Below are 19,244 nucleotides of genomic sequence, written 5' to 3' on the forward strand. Positions count from 1 at the left end.
CCTTTGAAGAGAATATTTACATTTCTGTTTCTCATCCCTCTTTTCTTAATTGCTTCTCAAAACGCTTTCTCTCAAGTTGTTCCAAGCAAAACGGATACTATTACCCCAAAAAATAATTTTAGTTTACGCGAGAAAGAACATTTAGGACTTAGTCCGGCCGTTAATCCGTTTTATCCGGCACCTAGCAATTTAAAACGTGTTGTAGAATACGATGCCAAGAATAAACGTTATGTGGTAAAGGAATTAATCGGCGAAAAATTTGTTCTAAACACTCAATACTTAACCATTGATGAATACCAGCGATTGGTTAACAGTGAGATAAAACGTGGTAACTGGCGTAGCATTTCAAATGCAGAAGTAAGTGATTACAGAAGCACTGGCATCATTCCGCAGATCCAGGTCAATAGCAAAGCTTTCGAAAAATTATTTGGTGGAACAACCATTGATATCCAGCCACGTGGAGAGGCAGAACTTACCTTTTTAGGCCGGGTAAATAAGAATGAAAACCCGCTTTTTAATGAAAGACAAAGGGTACAGACCAATTTCGATTTTAACCAAAGGATCCAGATGGATCTGGTTGGTAACATCGGAACCAAACTAAAAATTAAAAGCAATTACAATACCGAGGCTCAATTTGATTTCGAAAATCAGATTAAGCTCGATTATACCGGCGGACCTGACGATATTATCCAAAAAATTGAAGCAGGTAATGTAAGCTTACCTTTAAATACCTCTTTAATTACCGGAACCCAGGCACTCTTCGGTATCAAAACACAATTAAAATTCGGGCGTTTAAACGTAACAAGTGTTTACACTCAACAAAAATCTCAATCACGGGAGATTAAAATTACCAATGGGGCGCAACAAAATACCACCACGGTAAATATTGATAGTTACGAGGCCAATAAACACTATTTTTTATCACAATATTTTAGGAATAACTACAATAAAAACCTGGCCAATGCACCTATTATTACCTCTCCGATCCAGATTACCAAAATTGAGGTGTGGATTACCAATAAAGCAGGTAATACCACCGACTCCAGAGATGTATTGGGTTTGATGGATTTGGGTGAAAATGTTCCTTTTAACAATAATTTAATTACCGGAGGAACTTCTGGTTTGCCGGCAGGAACTACCGCTACGGGTTTCCCGCAACAGTCTAACAACTTGATCTCGCAGTTAAATGCTTATCAGGGCGGTGCCATAAGACAGACAAATTCCAATGCTATCCTTTCTTTCTTCCAGACAACACCTGCCAATAGCAGCAATACAGATAACTTTGCTAAACTGGTTTACGCCAGGAAATTAACGGAGCGCGAATTTACCTTTCAGCCACAGCTGGGTTATTTATCGTTGAACAACCCATTAAATGCTGATGAGGTTTTAGCTGTTGCCTACCGCTATACCTATAACGGTGTAGAATATCAGGTAGGTGAGTTTTCTACCGATGTTTCTTTTGATGCGGCAAATCCAAAAGTACTTTATGCCAAATTATTAAAGAACGAAACCACCAAGATCCAATTGCCAACATGGGATCTGATGATGAAAAATATTTACTCTATCGGAGGGTATCAGATCAGCAGTCAGAATTTTAAACTTGACATTTACCGCATTGATAACGAAACCGGTGTAGATAATCCGGTAATGACTGAAGGACAAAATACCGCAAATAAGCAGTGGATTGCCTTAACCGAATTTGATCGTTTGAACCAGCAAAATGAAGGAAAACCCGATGGGATTTTCGATTTTGTGGCAGCAAACAATGCTTTTGGTTCATACTCTACCGCGAGCAATGCCAATCAGGCGAGTATGTTCGGCGTGGGGAGCAATGGACAAACTTCGTCGGTTACCAATACCAATTCGGGTTATATCACCATCGATCCGGCAAATGGAAGAATTATTTTCCCTGTGATTGAGCCATTTGGTAAAGATTTAGCTGCGAAGTTTTTACCGAGTGAGCAGGCGTTGATCAATAAATATACTTTTACTGCGCTTTACGATTCAACCCAAACCATCGCTAAGCAGCTGTTTCAAAACCAGAATAGGTACACCATTAAGGTAAATTACCAATCTGATATTTCTTCTGAATTTAGTTTAAATGCCATTAACGTTCCGGAAGGATCGGTAAAGGTTTTTGCAGGAACAATGCCATTAACCGAGGGGATAGATTTTACTGTCGATTATCAGGGTGGCCGGGTGAGCATCATCAATCAGGCACTTTTGGTATCTGGTCAGCCCATTCGGATCACCACAGAAAACAGTGAAACCTTTGGCCTGCAGCAACGATCACTTTTTGGAACCCGTTTAGATTACCGTGTAAACAATAAGCTAAATCTGGGCGGTACCATCATGAACCTGACCGAGAAACCTTTAACTCAAAAGGTAAACATCGGCGAAGAGCCTATTTCAAATACCATTTGGGGAGCAGATATTAACTACAGCTCACCATCAAGATTTTTAACAAAACTGGTTGATAAACTTCCGTTCATTTCAACCAAAGCACCTTCGAGTGTAACGTTTTATGGAGAGTTTGCGCAACTGATCCCTGGTCATCCAAGGGCATTGAATTTTGCCGGTAGTAAAAACGGGGTCAGTTATTTAGATGATTTCGAAGCATCCAGATCGGTAATCGATTTAAAAAGTGCGATTGCATGGCAGTTATCAGGTACTCCCCAGCTTTTCGCTGAACATGATAGGTCTAACGATTTATCTTATGGTTACAATCGGGCAAGAATTGCATTTTATAACATCGATCCAACTTTTTATAATTCAGCAGCATCTACTACTCCTGCCAACATCAGAAACAACAGGGCAGAACTTTCTAATCACTATGTAAGAGAAGTAATTGAACAAGAAGTTTTCCCGTTTAAAGAAACAGCAACCGGGCAGGCCTTAAACATTACCACTTTCGATGTGGCTTACTATCCAACCGTTAGGGGGCCATATAACTTCCGTCCTACAGATTTTAGACCGGATGGGACATTATTGCAGCCTAAAAATAATTGGGGAGGTTTCCAACGAAAAATCGAAACCAACGATTTTGAAGCCTTAAATGTGGGCTTTATTGAGTTTTGGGTAATGGATCCATTTATCTATAAACCAAATTCTGCCGGAGGCGACATGTATTTTAACCTGGGGAATATCTCAGAAGATATTCTTAAGGATGGCCGGAAATCTTTAGAAAACGGTTTGCCAGCCACAAACGACCCAAGTAAATACGAAGAAACCGCTTGGGGCCGTGTACCCAAATTGCAACCCGTTGTACAGGCTTTCGATAACAATGCCAGTTCGCGTAGAGCACAGGATGTAGGCTTGGATGGATTATCAGATGCTGATGAAAAAGTAAAATTTGCAGCGGCAATTACGCAGATTAAATCGCAGTTAAATGCCACCGCTTCTGCCGCACTTGATGCCGATCCTTCATCAGATAATTATACTTATTTCAGAGGTCCGGCATTAGATCAGATCAATGCGGGTATTCTTAAACGCTACGAAAAATATAACGGGACTGAAGGAAACTCTAAAACTTCGCAACAATCGCAAGAAGAATTAGGGCTTGAAAACTCTGCATCTACTTCTTTACCTGACGGGGAAGACATCAACCGCGATAATAACATGACGCAAAGTGATGAGTATTTTCAGTATAAAGTTTCGATCCGCCCGGGAGATTTAAATGTTGGTCAGAACTTTATTACCGATAAGGTTACCTCGCAGGTAAAATTGGCCAATGGAAATACCCAGGCCGTTTCATGGTATCAATTCAGAATTCCAATTGGTCAGTACCAGGAGAAAGTAGGCGGTATCCAGGATTTTAAATCAATCCGTTTCTTCAGAATGTTTATGACCAATTTCGCTGATACTGCTGTGATGCGTTTTGCAAAGTTGCAGTTAATCCGTGGAGAGTGGAGAGAATATAATGCTTCCAACCAAGCTGCACAGGTAATCGTCGACCCATCGTTGCCTGCACTTACCCCTGATAATTCTACCATTGAAGTTTCGACAGTAAATATTGAAGAAAATGGAAAACGTTCGCCGATTCCATATGTTACCCCTCCAGGCATTCTTCGCGAGCGCGACTATAGCAACTATCGTGGCGATACACGTTTAAATGAGCAATCGCTATCGGTTATTGTAAAATCGTTAAGAGATGGCTATGGTAGAGCTGCATTTAAAACAGCCTACAGCGATTTCAGATCTTACAAACATTTGGAAATGTTTATTCATGCCGAGGCTGTTAATAACCAAATTTTAAATGATAATGATGTTGCCGCTTTCTTAAGAATCGGAACCGATAACCAGGATAATTATTATGAATATGTAATCCCCTTAAAGGTAACCAATCCAGGTACAAGCGATCCTGATGCCATTTGGCCGGAAGCCAATAGAATGGATATTGATTTAACACTTTTCCAAAATGCCAAGCTGGCCCGTAACGTAGCTAAACAAGCCAACGGACAACCATGGCCTACAAATGTTCCATTTACCTATACCGACGGAAATAGAACTATTATAGTTAAAGGGCAACCTGATATGAGCAAGGTTAGGGTGTATATGGTAGGGATTAAAAATCCGCTCCGTGCTGCCAGTGAACGGAACGATGATGGCCTTGATAAAAATGCACTGGTTTGGTTTAACGAATTGAGGTTAACTGAATTTGACGAAAAAGGTGGTTGGGCAGCTACCGGAAGATTGAACTTAAAATTGGCTGATTTTGCAGATGTAAATATTTCCGGAAGTAAATCTACCATCGGTTTCGGATCTATCGATTCGAAAGTGAGCGAGCGGAACCGTGCAGATAATGTATTGCTGGATGTTTCTTCTGCCATGGAATTAGGTAAGTTTCTTCCGCAAAAATCGGGTGTGAAAATCCCGATGTTTGTGAGTTACTCTAAACAGGTTTCTACCCCTCAGTACAATCCTAGAACGCCAGATATCGAGCTCAAAAATGCGCTGGAGCAGTCGACAAAAGAACAGAAAGATTCGATTTTAAACTTTTCGCAGGATTATACAGTTAGAAGAGGCATCAACTTTACCAATGTTAGAAAAGAACGGACTAATAACAGTAAAGCTGTCCGCCTGTGGGATATTGAGAATTTTGCGGCAAGTTATGCTTATACCCAATACAATCATCGCGATTTTATTAATCAGAGCAGTATTCAGAATACCTATAGGGCATCGTTACAGTACAGTTATTCTAAAGAAGCCAAAACAATAGCGCCGTTTGAAAAGATTATTAAATCGAACATGCTGGCTTTATTGAAGGATTTTAACTTCAGTATTTTTCCAAGTGCCATTAATTTCAGAATAGATGTAGACCGTTTATATTCAGAAAATACCTTACGGAATAACGATCCGAATAATACCATCGGGGTTTACCAGAGTGGTTATGGTACTACCTTTAACAAAAACTTTACCATGAGCCGGATTTATGGTGTGGCCTGGAACCTTACCCGTTCGTTACAGTTAGATTTTAATGCCACAAATTATTCGATCATTGATGAACCGGATGGAAGACTTGACGGTTTAAAACGCGATACCGTTTGGCAAAACTTAAAACGTTTAGGGCGTACAACCGATTATAACCATAATTTAAACGTTACCTATAACCTGCCAATTGATAAAATACCGGGACTAAACTGGATTACCGTTAAAACCCGTTATGGTACCAACTTTAACTGGCAAACTGAGCCGCTTTCTACTTTACGTGATCCGAATATTAATTTGGGTAACACGGTACAGAACAGCAGAACGGTACAGGTAAATCCGACCTTAAACCTAACTACTTTATATAACAAGTTTGGTTTTATCAGAAAGGCGGGCAACGACCAGGAAGGAAGTGGTGCTAAGACATTTTTTATTAATCTATTAACGAGTGTAAAAAACGTTAATGCCAGCTTTGTACAAACCAAAGGTATTTTCTTGCCAGGCTATCTGCCAACCACCAGATATTTTGGTATCGATAATGCAACGGGGGCACCAGGTTTGGGTTTTGCTTTCGGAAGCCAGCGCGATATTCGCGATATGGCATTAAACAATGGATGGCTAACCACTGATACTTTACAGAACCAGCTGTATGTAAACACACTCAGAGAAGATTTTCAGCTTACCGGGCAGGTAGAGCCATTTAAAGATTTACGGATTACGCTAAAAGCCAATAAGGCGCAAACAAGAAACTTTTCTACCAATTTCAGGTATGTAGCCAGTGTATCTTCGTTCGAAAACTTAAGTGCCATTACCACGGGCGATTATAGCGTATCGTATATTGCTTTGGGTACAGCTTTCAAAGAAAATAACTCAACGGTAATTTCGGGTCTGTTTAACCAGTTTATGGCCAATAGGATTATTATCTCCAGAAGATTGGGCGCTCAGAATCCAAATTCAGGAGGCGTAAACGGCGGTTATGCCGATGGTTACAGTAAAGAAAGTCAGGATGTAATTATCTCTGCTTTTATGGCTGCTTATTCGGGCAAAGATGCCGGGAAAACGAAAATGAATGCCTTCCCTAAAATTCCACTTCCAAACTGGAGTTTAACCTATAGCGGATTAACACGTATTCCTTTTATCGCCGATAAGTTTTCATCTGTCGATATCAGACACGGCTATCGCTCTGCCTACAATATTAATGGCTTTAACTCCTTATTGCGCTACCAGGAAACCAATGGTGCGGTTAGCAGCAGAGATGTAAATAATAACTTTTTACCGGAATACCAGTTTGCACAGGTAACCATTTCTGAGTATTTTTCTCCGTTGGTTGGCGTTGATACCAGGTTTAAAAATAACCTGACCGCTTCTTTCGAATTGAACCGTTCACGTTTATTGGGGTTGAGTTTATCAAACAGCCAATTGGCGCAGCTATCAGAAAACAATATGGTTTTAGGATTAGGCTACCGTACCAATAAATTCCGCTTCCCATTTGGATGGTTTAAAAGCCTGAAAATGGATAACAACATGGATTTCAAATTGGATGTAGCTATCCGCGATAATAAAACCGTTATTTACCGTGCTGATGTTACCGAAGCCGAAGTTTCTTCAGGCGCGAAGAACATTACATTAAGGCCAAGTGTAGATTATGTGCTGAATCAGAAATTTAATATCAAATTGTTTTACGATTCGAATATTACCAAGCCCTATACTTCGCAAACCTTTAATACTTCTTTCAGTAATTTCGGATTTAGTTTAAGGTTTACATTGAATTAATAAATAATGGAAAGGTATTTATAATCGTTTTTTGGCTTTGCAAATGAATTAATATTTTTAAGATATAAAACTGATTATCAGTAGCTAACCACTAAGGAGGCTAAGTAATATCAAGCGGATTGCTCAACTTCAGGATATACAATTCTAAAGCCGTAAAAAAGTGCCTTTTCAAGGTCATAAATACAAATCTGAACTGCTGGATTCATTACCAATATAGTTTCATTATTAACGTCATATTTTAATACCGCTAACTTATATTTTTGTCTAAATGCATTCGTAGTATCAGCTCTAATAGCGAGATAATCAAAAACTTCTTGTTTTTTTAAAAAATCAATGACATGAGCAACGGTTGTGTCTTCTGTTACTAGGCCTTTTTCTGTCAAGTACTCAACAGTTTCTCTCATCTCTCTTATGTGATGCAGATTTCCTACCAAGTCAAATAGTTGATTTTCGAAAATTAGGCATTCACCTCCAGTAATGATGTATTTTTTAGCACACCAAGTTTTTCCCCAGTGATGTGCGGGCTCAATAAATTCCTCCCAAAAGTAATAGCCATCATGTAGCCAAGCGTTAGATTTATTACAAGCGTAAGGGCCATGTGTAAGCACCTCAGCATTATTATTTTTATATCTTAACGTTTGAAAAACCGTTCTTAAAGACATAAATTTTAGTTGCTTTTAGTTGTCGTATTTCCTTTAAGGGGTGTAGTTAGTTGAGAAAGATTTAAGGTAGGTAAAATGATTGGTCTTACATTAGCCTGGGCAGTTATTAAGCTAATGTAGGCTCTTAAGTATGGGAATACAATTGCTATGGCATTTTGATAAAAATAATCAGGAACATCTTCTAATGATAAAACATTTTCAAAACTGAAATTTGCTACACAAACAGCTGTAATGAATCTAGTTTCCTCCCCCTCACTTCTAGCGCTGGCCTCAAATTTTAATTCAAAGTTACTTTGCTCAACAGAGTACTCTCCTGCTACATCAAAAGAAATGTTAATATCATTATTTTTTAAAAAAGAACTGTCAAGCTCAACTTTAGTAAATTGATAGTCGCTTAACTGAAAAGAGGCTGGTTGCATTTATTTGAGGGTTAATATAAAAAAAAAAGGTTCGAATATGAATTCGAACCTAAATTATCATTAATTTTTACATTTCCAAAATCTATCTTTGGAGCCTCCACTCCAACCGATATATTAACATGGCTTAGATAATCTTTAGCCTTGGTTTCTTGATTATCCCATTCATTTCCAGAATTCCATGCTTGTAAAATTTCTTCCCTCGATTGGAGGGAAAATTTTCTTTTTAATTTTTCTAACATCGTTTCCATAGTTGAACAATCTTTTCGGTATATGTTAATTAAGAACATGCATCTCGAAAAAAGGTTTGCAAAGGTACACCTTTTTAATTAATTGTCAAGCAGATCTTGTTAACAGAACAATTGTACTCAAAAGAAGTAACATATCCAAGTGAAAATATCATTTTAACACAAAAATAACTTTTAATTGAATTAAATTCTCTGCTTATCTAATGTACGAAAATTCTTTGAGGTTAATTATCAAAAAATGGTAATATTTGGTTTGCTTGTAACCTCAAGAGCCTTATTAATAATATGCTGTTGTTTTTTGGTTTGCGATTCAGTTCTTTTGAATATGGATGTAATATATTGATTTTGAAAGAGTTGTTTATTTGAAATTTCAAATAAACAATCTGATCCAACTTAAACAATCAGAACCTGAGATTACACATTTTTGAATTCATCCATCCGTTAAAACTATGGATGAAACGAGTAAAAGAAGGCTTCATGAATGTAGTTTAAAAGTTAATTCACCAGGCATTGCGATATGTTAAACTAAATTGTATTTTTGGCGGGTAAACGCTGGGAAACGTTTTATCCATACAGGCTTAATAAAACAAGAAAATTAAAATAACTTATATCAATAAATACAAACCATGAATTTTCCATCAGAATTAAAATACACTAAAGACCACGAGTGGGTTAAAGTTGAAGGTGATCAAGCTATTATCGGTGTTACTGATTTCGCTCAGCGCGAATTAGGTGATATTGTTTATGTTGACATCAATACTGTAGGCAGCGAAGTAGCAAAAGAAGAAGTTTTTGGTACTGTAGAAGCCGTTAAAACAGTGTCTGATTTATATATGCCGGTTACTGGAACGGTATTAGAAGTTAATGCTGAGCTAAACGATAATCCGGAATTGGTAAACTCTGATCCTTATGGAAAAGGTTGGATGGTAAAAGTATCTTTGGCTGATTTAGCTGAGGTAGAAGATTTATTAACTGCAGCAGCTTACCAGGAATTGGTAGGCGCTTAATTATTATATTTTGTACAAAGCACTGAAACAACAAAAATGGGCCGTTCTATGGACCATCGTAGTTTTAGTGCTTTGTAATATTGAAATTTCCGATTCTGTTGGTGAAAGCGGTTTTTTCTTTAAAGGCTTTGATAAGATGACCCATATGGGTTTTTTCTTTGTCTTATCGGTATTACTCTTCTACGGTAAAATCAGGTATCAGCATACCTTTGCTTTCAAAACATTAACCATTTTTAAAATATTGCTCATCAATGCGATCATTGGTGGTGGAATTGAACTGTTACAATGGAAAGTTTTTACCTACCGATCTGCAGAATGGTGGGATTTTGGTTGCGACATGTTAGGTGCATCCATGGCAGTTTTTAGTTATGTACTGCTTCATAAATTAAATTTCAATGAAACCATGACGAATACACCGCTTACCAAAAACAATTAATCTATCCGGAATAGCTTCATTGCAATTGAAAATAAAATAAAATCAATGAAAACGAAAGTTAGTATCATCTGTGTAATTGTGGCCATATGTTTAAGTGGATGCAGTATTTTTAAAAAGAACTGTAACTGCCCAAAAGTATATTATAAAAGCTATCCTTCACCACAAAAATAATCCCCTCCCCGAACGACCTTCCTTTTAGATCTGATCACCTTGCTAAAAAGCTGTATTTAAAATGTTACCAAGCTTTTAACACACCTTAACAAACCTTTGCGCCTTTCCCTAGTCTGATAGCTTAGTTTTGTATTATAATATCTAATTTTTTTTAATGAAAAGAAACGTTCAGCGGGCAATATTCATTGTGCTCCTATTTTGTGGATATATAGCCCAGGCTCAAAATACTGGCTCAATAAGTGGTAAAGTAATTAACGCGAAAGATAAAAAGCCGGTTGACTTTGCTACCATAGCAGTTAAGAGCTTAAAAGATTCGAGTGTTGTTGCTTCAGGGCAAACCAATCCGGATGGATCTTTTAGTTTTAAGGGCATTGCCCCAGGTAAATATAGAATCTACTCCGCCTTTTTAGGTTTAAAAACAGCTACTAAAGATATAGAAGTGGCTAAAGCAGCAGTAAATGCGGGCGAAATTGCCATGAGCGACGATGGCGTTGATTTAAAAGATGTTAACGTTACCGCAACCATTCCAATTGTGGTAAAGAAAGACACCATTGAATTTGATGCCAAATCTATCAAGGTACGCGAAAATGCCGTTGTAGAAGATTTATTAAAGAAAGTACCAGGCGTAGAGGTGGCAAAAGATGGAAGTATTAAAGCCCAGGGCGAAACCATTACCAAAGTAAAAGTGGATGGAAAAGAATTTTTTGGAAATGATCCATTATTGGCTACCAAAAATTTACCAGCCGATATGGTTGATAAAATTCAGGTAATTGACGAGCTTTCCGAGCAGGCCCAGTTTACCGGTATTGATGATGGAACAAGAAATAAAATCCTGAACATTACAACCAAAAGCGGCATGAAACATGGTTATTTTGGAAACAGTACGGTAGGCTACGGTTCCAATGACCGTTATGATGCAAGTTTAAATGTTAACAAGTTTGATGAAGACAGGCAGATCAGTTTTATCGGCCAGTTTAACAACGTGAACAAACAAAACTTTGGTCAGGGCGGTGGTGTAGGCAACGGATTTGGAGGCGGTGGTGGTCGTGGAGGCGGTGGTTTTGGCGGCGGTGGAGGCGGAAGTAGCGCTGGTGGAAATGGTGGTATCACCAATACAAATGCAGCGGGTTTAAACTTTGCAGATACTTATAAAGATGGGACCCAGTTTCAGGCTAGTTATTTCTTTAACAAAGCAACATCCGAACGGTTGCAGAATTCATTCACACAAAATCTAACAGGTAGTACCAATGACATCACTGAAGCTATAAATAATACTACCGACCGTATTAACCACCGTTTTAATTTTATGGTTGATACCAAAATAGATCCGTCATTGTCTGTTAAAATACAGCCAAACCTGGCTTATACTGAAACCGATGGAAACAATTTAAATGAGTACAACCGAATACTTTCTGACGGTTCAACTGTTGGTACACAGCGCAACAACACAACTGCCGCTACACCTACTTTCAGCAATAACTTGTTAATCCGCAAAAGTTTTAAACGCAGAGGACGTACATTATCTTTAAATGTAAGCACAAACATAAATGATAACGATGGAACAAACCTTAATTACAGGAACGATAAAATTACAGTCGGAACAGTAGCAAGAGATACCATTACCAATCAATTGAATAATACCAATAGCCATTCTATAAGTAATACCACAAGGGCAGTTTATACAGAGCCGTTAAACAAAACCTTAAGTGTAGAATTTAATTACCAGAACGGGTATTCAAATAGCGATTCGCAAAGAGATGTTCTTAATTACAATCCTATAACTTTGCAATATGACCTTGTAGACAATACTTTCTCGAATATTTATAATAACCGTACCCTTACCAATGCGGCAGGCGTTAGTTTAACAACAACAGAGAAAAAGTACAACTGGAATATTGGAGTAGCTGCGCAACAAACCAACAGGGTGAACACGAATTTAACCACTGGCTTAAAGCGTACGCAGAATTTTATTAATATTACCCCTTCTGCGCAGTTCAGGTATAACTTTAGCAACCGTAAACGCTTGTTTATTAATTATCGTGGTTCTACCACTCAACCAAGCATCGATCAGATTCAGCCAATTCCTGATAATACAAATTCGCAAACTATTTATGTGGGTAACCCAGCTTTAAAACCTTCTTTTAATAACCAGTTGAGGATTAATTTCAATAACTTCAATATTGAAAACGGCAGATTCTTTTTTGCTGGCTTAAATTTGACCCAAACTTTCAACAGTATCGGTAACAGTGTTGCACAGCTGCCTAGTGGTATCCAACAGGTGAGTTATGTTAATGTTGATGGCGTTTATGCAGGTAATGCCAATGCAACATGGTCTTTACCTTTAATGGCAGAGCGTAAATTAACCTTAAATATTTCAGGTAACGGAGCTTATAACAGGAATGTAAATTACATTATTCCAAAAGGCGGTACCACATCAGTTAAAAACATTACCAATTCGTACACCATTTCCAACGGTTATAAACTGGTTACCAATGTTGATAAATTTGATTTAACGGGTGGTATTACCGGTAGTTATACCAATTCAACCTTTTCAGCCCAACAATCTGCCAATACACAGTTTTATACCATTAATCCAAGCTTCGATGTAAGTTATGTATTGCCAGCCAATATCAGGTTAGCCATAGATATTGATTATTTCAGAAATTTTGGTGGTGGCGATCTGTATAACCAGGAATATACTATCCTTAATCCATACATCAGCCGTCAGTTTTTTAAAAACAGAGGTACATTTAAATTCTCTGTTAATGATGCACTTAACCAGAATACAGGAGTAAGCAGAACAGCTACAGGCACATCAATTCAGGATGTTAACTTTAATGTATTAAAACGTTATTATATGTTCTCATTCACCTATTCTTTAACCCGCATTGGTGGAAGAAATATGGGTGGAGATATGCAGATGCCTGGTCAACGCGGTGGCGGTGGCGGCCAGCGCATAAGAATGTAAAAGAAAGTAGAAAATAACTAAAGTCTCGGTTTTTGCCGGGACTTTTTTGTTTTATAGCCACAGGGTTTTATGATTAAATGTATTGTTGACATTTATGTATTTCAAATGTTACCTAACTAAAATAAACCTTTGTAAAAGTCGCTAGTCTCTATGCTATAAACCAAACTAACCGAATGAAACGAATTTTTACGCTCCTACTTCTTTTATCATCTTTTTATGTTTACGCCCAGAAAACGGGTTCAGTTAGCGGACGAGTTATCCAATCAAAAGATAAAAAACCAATTGATTATGCCTCTATAGCGGTTAAAAACTTAACCGATTCTAGTATGGTTGGTGCAGTGAGCACAACAGAAGATGGAAAATTTGTTTTTAAGGGGTTAAAACCTGGCAGTTACAAGTTATATGCTGCATTTTTAGGCTTAAAAAATACCACTAAAGATTTTACCATCTCAACAGATAAACTTGATGTCATCCTGAACGATATTGTTTTAGAAGGTGGTGCAATAGATCTTCAAACGGTTGATATTAAAGCAGAAATTCCGCCAATTGTGGTAAAAAAGGATACACTCGAGTTTAATGCAAGCTCGTTTAAAGTGGTAGAGAATGCTGTAGTAGAAGACCTGTTAAAGAAACTGCCAGGAGTAGAGGTGGATAAGGCTGGAACAGTAAAAGCCCAGGGCGAAACCATTACAAAAGTTAAAGTAGATGGTAAAGAGTTTTTTGGTAACGATCCTTTATTGGCCACTAAAAACCTTCCGGCCGATATGATCGATAAAATTCAGATTATTGATGAACTGTCAGATCAGGCACAGTTTACCGGAATCGATGATGGCTCGAGAACCAAGATCATTAATATCACCACCAGAAAGGATAAGAAAAACGGTTATTTCGGAAATAGCACAGGGGGCTATGGTTCTAATGACCGTTACGATGTAAATGCGAACATTAACCATTTTAATCAGGATAAAAGATTGAGCATAATTGCGCAGTTCAATAATGTAAACAAACAAAACTTTGGCGGTGGCTTGGGTGGAGGGAATGGCGGCAGTAATGGTGGCCGTGGCGGAATTACCGATACCAAAGCTGGCGGGTTTAATTTTTCGGACGAATATGCCGATCAGACTCAAATTGAAATGAGTTATTTCGTTAATAAATCTGATAACCTGATCCTCAGAAATAGTGTAACCCAGAATTTATTGGGTGATGAAACCACTATTTTTAATAACAATCAAACCAATAGTTCCGATCGTTTAAACCATCGCTTAAACTTTATGGTCGATACCAAGCTCGATTCGCTAACCTCACTTAAGATTCAGCCAAATTTAAGTTATACCGATAACGAGAGCTTAAACAATAGCACCTATACCCGCGATTATAACAGGTATATGATTAATGGAACGCAATCGTTAAGAAATCATAATACTGCACCATCCATTAGCAACAACATTTTATTGCGTAAAAAATTTATGCGAAGGGGAAGAACACTTTCATTAAACTTCAATACCAACATCAACAATAATGACGCTGATAATTACAATACCAATCCCGAAACGAGAAAAGAAAACGGAACTACCACTCAAAAAACGACCGACCAGTTTAACGATCAGGAGAGCGAGTCTATCAATCAGAATACAAGATTGGTATATACCGAGCCCCTGGATAAGACTTTGAGCTTGGAGTTTAATTATCAGAACGGTTATAACCACAACACATCCGATCGTTTTACCTATAATTTCAATCCAGCTACCTTACAGTACGATTTGCTGGATGAAACCTTTAGTAATGCCTACGAAAATACCATTTTAACTAACTCGGCGGGTTTTAGTTTTAATAAAATGGCGAAAAAATACAACTGGAATGTAGGGATGGCGGTTCAGAACACTGATCGCACAAATAACAATATCAGTAAGGGATTTGTACTCAAGCAGAACGTTTTCAACTATACGCCCTCGGCCATGTTCAGGTATAATTTTAGTAACAGCAAACGCCTGGTGTTCAACTATAGGGGCAGCACAAACCAACCAACCATTCAGCAATTGCAGCCAATCATAAACAATACCAACACACAAAGTATCCCTGTTGGTAATCCCGATTTAAAACCAGAGTTTAACAATACCCTGCGTGCGGCTTTCAATACCTTTACCGCAGGAAAGAACAGATCATTGTTCGTGAATTTAAACCTGACCCAAACCTCTAACCGGATTGCAAACAGTACTAGCTTAATTCAAAGCGGTCCTGATCAGGGGAAACTTGCCGTTACCCCGGTTAATGTAAATGGGGTTTACTCAGGATCTATTTCCTCTTCATTAAGTTTGCCAATTATGACAGAGAATAAGCTGAACTTTCATATCAATGTTAGTGGTAGTTATGATAGGGATGTAAACTTTACCAACGCCATAAAAAATATTACCAATAGCTGGTCTATTACCAATGGCTACCGCTTGGTTTCCAATTTAGATAAGCTCGATTTAACAGCTGGTTTAAATGGTTCGATTAACCGTGCAACCTATTCGGTTCAGCCTAATTCTAATACGCGTTATTATACCTTTAGCCCGAATGTAAGTGTAAGTTATTTGTTTCCTGGTGATATCCGTTGGGCAATAGATGCAGATTATAACCAGAATACCGGGAGAGGAGAGGGGTTTGATACGCATTTCACTCTGGTTAACTCATACATCAGCAAACAATTCTTTAAAAACAGGGGAACCTTTAAAGCGGCGGTAAACGATTTGCTGAACGAAAACCAGGGCGTAAGCCGTACAGCCAATAACAATACCATCCAGGATGTAAGTTATAATGTACTGCAGCGTTATTTTATGTTTTCGTTTACCTATTCCTTAAACCGCATGGGGGGTAAAAACCGGAACAGGGGAGGAGAAGAAGGTGGTAGGAGCCGTGGCGGTAACGGTGGTGGCGGCTTTGGCGGGGGCAGACAGCGGAACTAGATCATTTTAGCGTAAAGCTCTGTAATTTATATCCCACGCATCACTATCTTATTTGGAATAAATCTAAAGAAAGGTTAACTTGCGCCAAATTTAGCACATGAAACTGTCGCACCTAAAAATTGGAGAAAAAGGAACAATTGTAGCTTTTACAGATTTAGATATGTCTGTAAAGTTAATGGAGATGGGCTGCTTGCCAGGCGAGGTGGTAGAGGTAGAGCGTTTTGCTCCTCTGGGCGATCCAATGGCGATCCGTGTTGCTGGTTATCAGCTTTGCTTGCGTAAAAGCGAAGCCGATGTTATCATTATTCAATAAAAAAGTTGGGTTTGGATATTAAAGTTGCGTTAGTTGGTAATCCCAATACAGGTAAATCTACTTTATTTAATCGTTTAACAGGGTTAAATCAAAAAATCGGAAATTTTCCAGGCATCACTGTTGATAAAAAAACAGGTTTTACAAAACTTGCCAGTGGTAAAGAAGCCGAAATAATCGATTTACCCGGAACCTATAGTTTATATCCGAAAAGTGCTGATGAAAGTATCGTTTTTCAAGTACTTGCCGATAAAAAAAACAATAGCCATCCTGATGTTATTGTCCTCATTGCCGATGCTTCCAATTTAAAGCGCAATATGCTTTTGTATTCACAAGTGGCAGATTTAGGCATTCCTATGATTTTGGCCCTGAATATGATCGATCTTTCGGCTAAACAAGGGATCGAGATCAATCTGGATAAACTTGCAGCGAAACTCGGTGTCCAGGTGGTTCCCATTTCAGCACGAAACAACATTGGGATTGACAAACTAAAACAAGCCATTGCCAATACCAATAAAATTGCCACACAGCTCCAGGATGTAGATGTGAATTTTCTGGCTCCTGAAGCGATTAACGCCATAAAATCGAAACTTAATTCTGATAACGATTATTATGCGCTGCAGGTTTTGCACCAGCATGAGCATTTAACTTTCTTTACCGAAAAGGAGCAGGAAGAAATTGAAAATATAGAACAGTCGCACCATTTCGAATCTTCAAAAATTCAGGCTGCAGAAACCATTGCCAGGTACAAACACCTCAGTACTATTTTATCTGATGTGGTTGTTGACAATGGTACCGAAAAGAAGTTTTCTTTCAGCGATAAATTAGATGCCATCTTAACCCATAAAGTATGGGGATTTGCCATTTTCTTACTGATTCTTTTTGTTATTTTCAATGCCATATTTGCCTGGTCATCTTATCCAATGGACTGGATTGAGACTGGTTTTGGTTTTATAACGAGTACCGGTCACGAATATTTGCCGGCGGGCATGCTTACCGATCTGTTATTGGATGGTGTTGTTGCCGGGCTAGGCGGTATATTCGTGTTTATCCCACAGATTGCAATCCTTTTTGCCTTTATATCCATTTTGGAAGATACCGGCTACATGGCCCGTGTTACCTTTATGATGGATAAAATTATGAGCAAGGTTGGCCTTAACGGTAAATCGGTGGTGCCGATGATAGGTGGTTTAGCCTGTGCAGTTCCGTCTATTATGGCTGCCAGAAATATCGAAAACTGGAAAGACAGGATGATTACCATCATGGTTACCCCATTGGTAAGCTGTTCGGCAAGGCTTCCGGTATATATTTTAATCATTTCGTTAATTATTCCTTCTCAAACCGTTTTAGGTGTTTTTAACCTGCAGGGACTGGCGCTAATGGTGATGTACCTGGTAGGGATTATTGCTGCGGTACTGGTTGCCTGGGTAATGAAATTCATCATCAAAACCAAAGAAAGATCTTATTTTATCATGGAGCTGCCTGTTTACCGTATGCCAAGGTGGAAAAATGTGTTCTACACCATGTACGAGAAATCAAAAACTTTTGTTTTCGAAGCGGGTAAGGTAATCATCGCCATTTCCATCATTCTTTGGGTAATGGCCTCTTTCGGGCCGGGAAGCCGTTTCGAAAGTATCGATAAAAAATACGAATCTGCTCTGGCCGATACTACAAAAAATACAGATCACATTAAAATCCTGGTGGCTACCGAGAAGTTGGAAAATTCTTATGTGGGCATTCTTGGCCATTGGATTGAGCCTGCCATTCGTCCTCTGGGTTACGATTGGAAGATTGGTATTGGTTTAATTACCTCCTTTGCTGCCCGCGAAGCCTTTGTAGGTACTATGGCTACGATTTATAGTGTCGATGGCGGTGATGAGGATACAAGCACCATTAGAGAACGCATGTCGGCCTCGGTTAACAGTCGTACCGGTTTGCCTGTATATACTTTTGCTACTGGCATTTCATTAATGCTTTTTTATGCTTTTGCCATGCAATGTATGAGCACAGTAGCTATTGTATACCGCGAAACTAAAGGCTGGAAATGGCCGGTTATCCAATTGGCTTATATGACAGCCATGGCTTACGTTGCTGCGCTTGTTGCTTATCAACTGTTGAAATAGTGTTGTCTTTTTTCGTTTGTCATCCTGAGCGTAGTCGAAGGGCATTATCAAAAAAATATTATCGTTACCTGGGTTTGGAGAGCAGTGTCTGTACAGCTATTCTGGTTTCCTCCCGCTTTCCGTTTTACTTATCCCGATGAAATATCGGGATTGCGTGTTCACTCCAATCGGGGCTAGGTGGCAAGGTAAGGGCTACTATTTTTGGCTGGGTGCTTAGTTTCACAAACCTTTGTTCCTAAACCCGGTAGTAGCGGCAGCCCGATTCTTCATCGGCTATAGCGAATAACGGGACTACTGTTCCCGATTAATATTGAATGCTCATTTTCAATAAAAAATTATATAAAAGCTATTAGGAGCGCAGCGCCTGTAGAACTATCTGGGTTTTTTCCCGCTTTTCGTTTTACTTTGCCTGCGGCTTCGTGTTCACTCCAATCGGGGCTAGGTGGCTTGTGAGGTAGTGCTATTTTTGGCTGGGTGCTGCACAAAACTTTGTCTCTAACCTGGTAGTATCGATAGCTTCCTATACAAAAAGTATTATCTTTCTCCGTTGTCACCCTGAGCGTAGTCGAAGGGCCAATAGGCAATTTGCTATTAACCTGAGTTCGATTATTAAATCTCATTTTGTGGCGTTTTAATCAAGTTTTCTGTTAAGACGGTCGTCACCCTGAATTTATTTCAGGGTCTTTCACGCTAAAAAGATGCTGAAATAAATTCAGCAGGACGATAAAGCGGGATTAGGCGTAAATAAGATATAATTT

General features: G+C 38.6%; 12 protein-coding genes. 8 read left to right on the plus strand and 4 right to left on the minus strand.

Features of this window, described 5'->3' with window-relative positions; all coding sequences use genetic code 11:
- Positions 1-3 precede the first annotated feature (3 nt).
- Positions 4-7,200, plus strand: coding sequence for a T9SS outer membrane translocon Sov/SprA (gene sov / locus AW17_RS14215; RefSeq protein ID WP_036669955.1), 7,197 nt, complete (start codon positions 4-6; stop codon positions 7,198-7,200).
- A gap of 110 nt (positions 7,201-7,310) precedes the next feature.
- Here sov and AW17_RS14220 read toward each other — a convergent pair whose 3' ends face one another.
- Genes AW17_RS14220 through AW17_RS14230 form a run of 3 tightly spaced genes read right to left on the minus strand, consistent with a single transcriptional unit; the run spans position 7,311 to position 8,529 of the window.
- Entirely contained in the window at positions 7,311-7,862 is a 552-nt protein-coding gene (locus AW17_RS14220) for a hypothetical protein (protein ID WP_029277508.1), read from the minus strand.
- A 5-nt stretch (positions 7,863-7,867) separates the two neighbouring features.
- Positions 7,868-8,281, minus strand: coding sequence for a protein-export chaperone SecB (locus tag AW17_RS14225; protein ID WP_029277512.1), 414 nt, complete (start codon positions 8,279-8,281; stop codon positions 7,868-7,870).
- An 11-nt stretch (positions 8,282-8,292) separates the two neighbouring features.
- The gene (locus tag AW17_RS14230) at positions 8,293-8,529 is read right to left on the minus strand and encodes a hypothetical protein (RefSeq protein WP_157280309.1); all 237 of its coding nucleotides are present in this window, start codon (positions 8,527-8,529) and stop codon (positions 8,293-8,295) included.
- A 623-nt stretch (positions 8,530-9,152) separates the two neighbouring features.
- Between AW17_RS14230 and gcvH the strand changes: the two genes are divergently transcribed.
- The 7 genes from gcvH to feoB all read left to right on the plus strand — a co-directional run bounded on the left by gcvH (position 9,153) and on the right by feoB (position 18,486).
- Positions 9,153-9,533, plus strand: a complete 381-nt coding sequence (gcvH, locus tag AW17_RS14235) for a glycine cleavage system protein GcvH (protein ID WP_029277516.1) — start codon at positions 9,153-9,155, stop codon at positions 9,531-9,533.
- Between the two features lie 10 nt (positions 9,534-9,543).
- Positions 9,544-9,969, plus strand: a complete 426-nt coding sequence (locus AW17_RS14240) for a VanZ family protein (protein WP_051691846.1) — start codon at positions 9,544-9,546, stop codon at positions 9,967-9,969.
- Between the two features lie 45 nt (positions 9,970-10,014).
- Positions 10,015-10,140, plus strand: a complete 126-nt coding sequence (locus AW17_RS25155; protein WP_280740006.1) for a hypothetical protein — start codon at positions 10,015-10,017, stop codon at positions 10,138-10,140.
- 154 nt (positions 10,141-10,294) lie between these two features.
- A complete protein-coding gene (locus AW17_RS14245) occupies positions 10,295-13,108 on the plus strand; it encodes an outer membrane beta-barrel family protein (RefSeq protein ID WP_029277520.1) in 2,814 nt (937 codons plus the stop codon).
- A gap of 173 nt (positions 13,109-13,281) precedes the next feature.
- The gene (locus AW17_RS14250; RefSeq protein WP_029277523.1) at positions 13,282-16,053 is read left to right on the plus strand and encodes an outer membrane beta-barrel family protein; all 2,772 of its coding nucleotides are present in this window, start codon (positions 13,282-13,284) and stop codon (positions 16,051-16,053) included.
- 97 nt (positions 16,054-16,150) lie between these two features.
- Complete coding sequence (locus AW17_RS14255) at positions 16,151-16,366, plus strand: FeoA family protein (protein ID WP_025145397.1); 216 nt, start codon at positions 16,151-16,153, stop codon at positions 16,364-16,366.
- Between the two features lie 11 nt (positions 16,367-16,377).
- On the plus strand, positions 16,378-18,486 hold the full coding sequence (gene feoB / locus AW17_RS14260; protein WP_029277526.1) for a ferrous iron transport protein B: 2,109 nt from the start codon (positions 16,378-16,380) through the stop codon (positions 18,484-18,486).
- 335 nt (positions 18,487-18,821) lie between these two features.
- Here the strand turns inward: feoB and AW17_RS14265 are convergent, their stop codons facing one another.
- On the minus strand, positions 18,822-19,106 hold the full coding sequence (locus AW17_RS14265) for a hypothetical protein (protein ID WP_029277528.1): 285 nt from the start codon (positions 19,104-19,106) through the stop codon (positions 18,822-18,824).
- Positions 19,107-19,244 lie beyond the last annotated feature (138 nt).

It is taken from the genome of Pedobacter borealis DSM 19626, from assembly GCF_000708285.2.
Taxonomy (GTDB): Bacteria; Bacteroidota; Bacteroidia; order Sphingobacteriales; family Sphingobacteriaceae; genus Pedobacter; species Pedobacter borealis.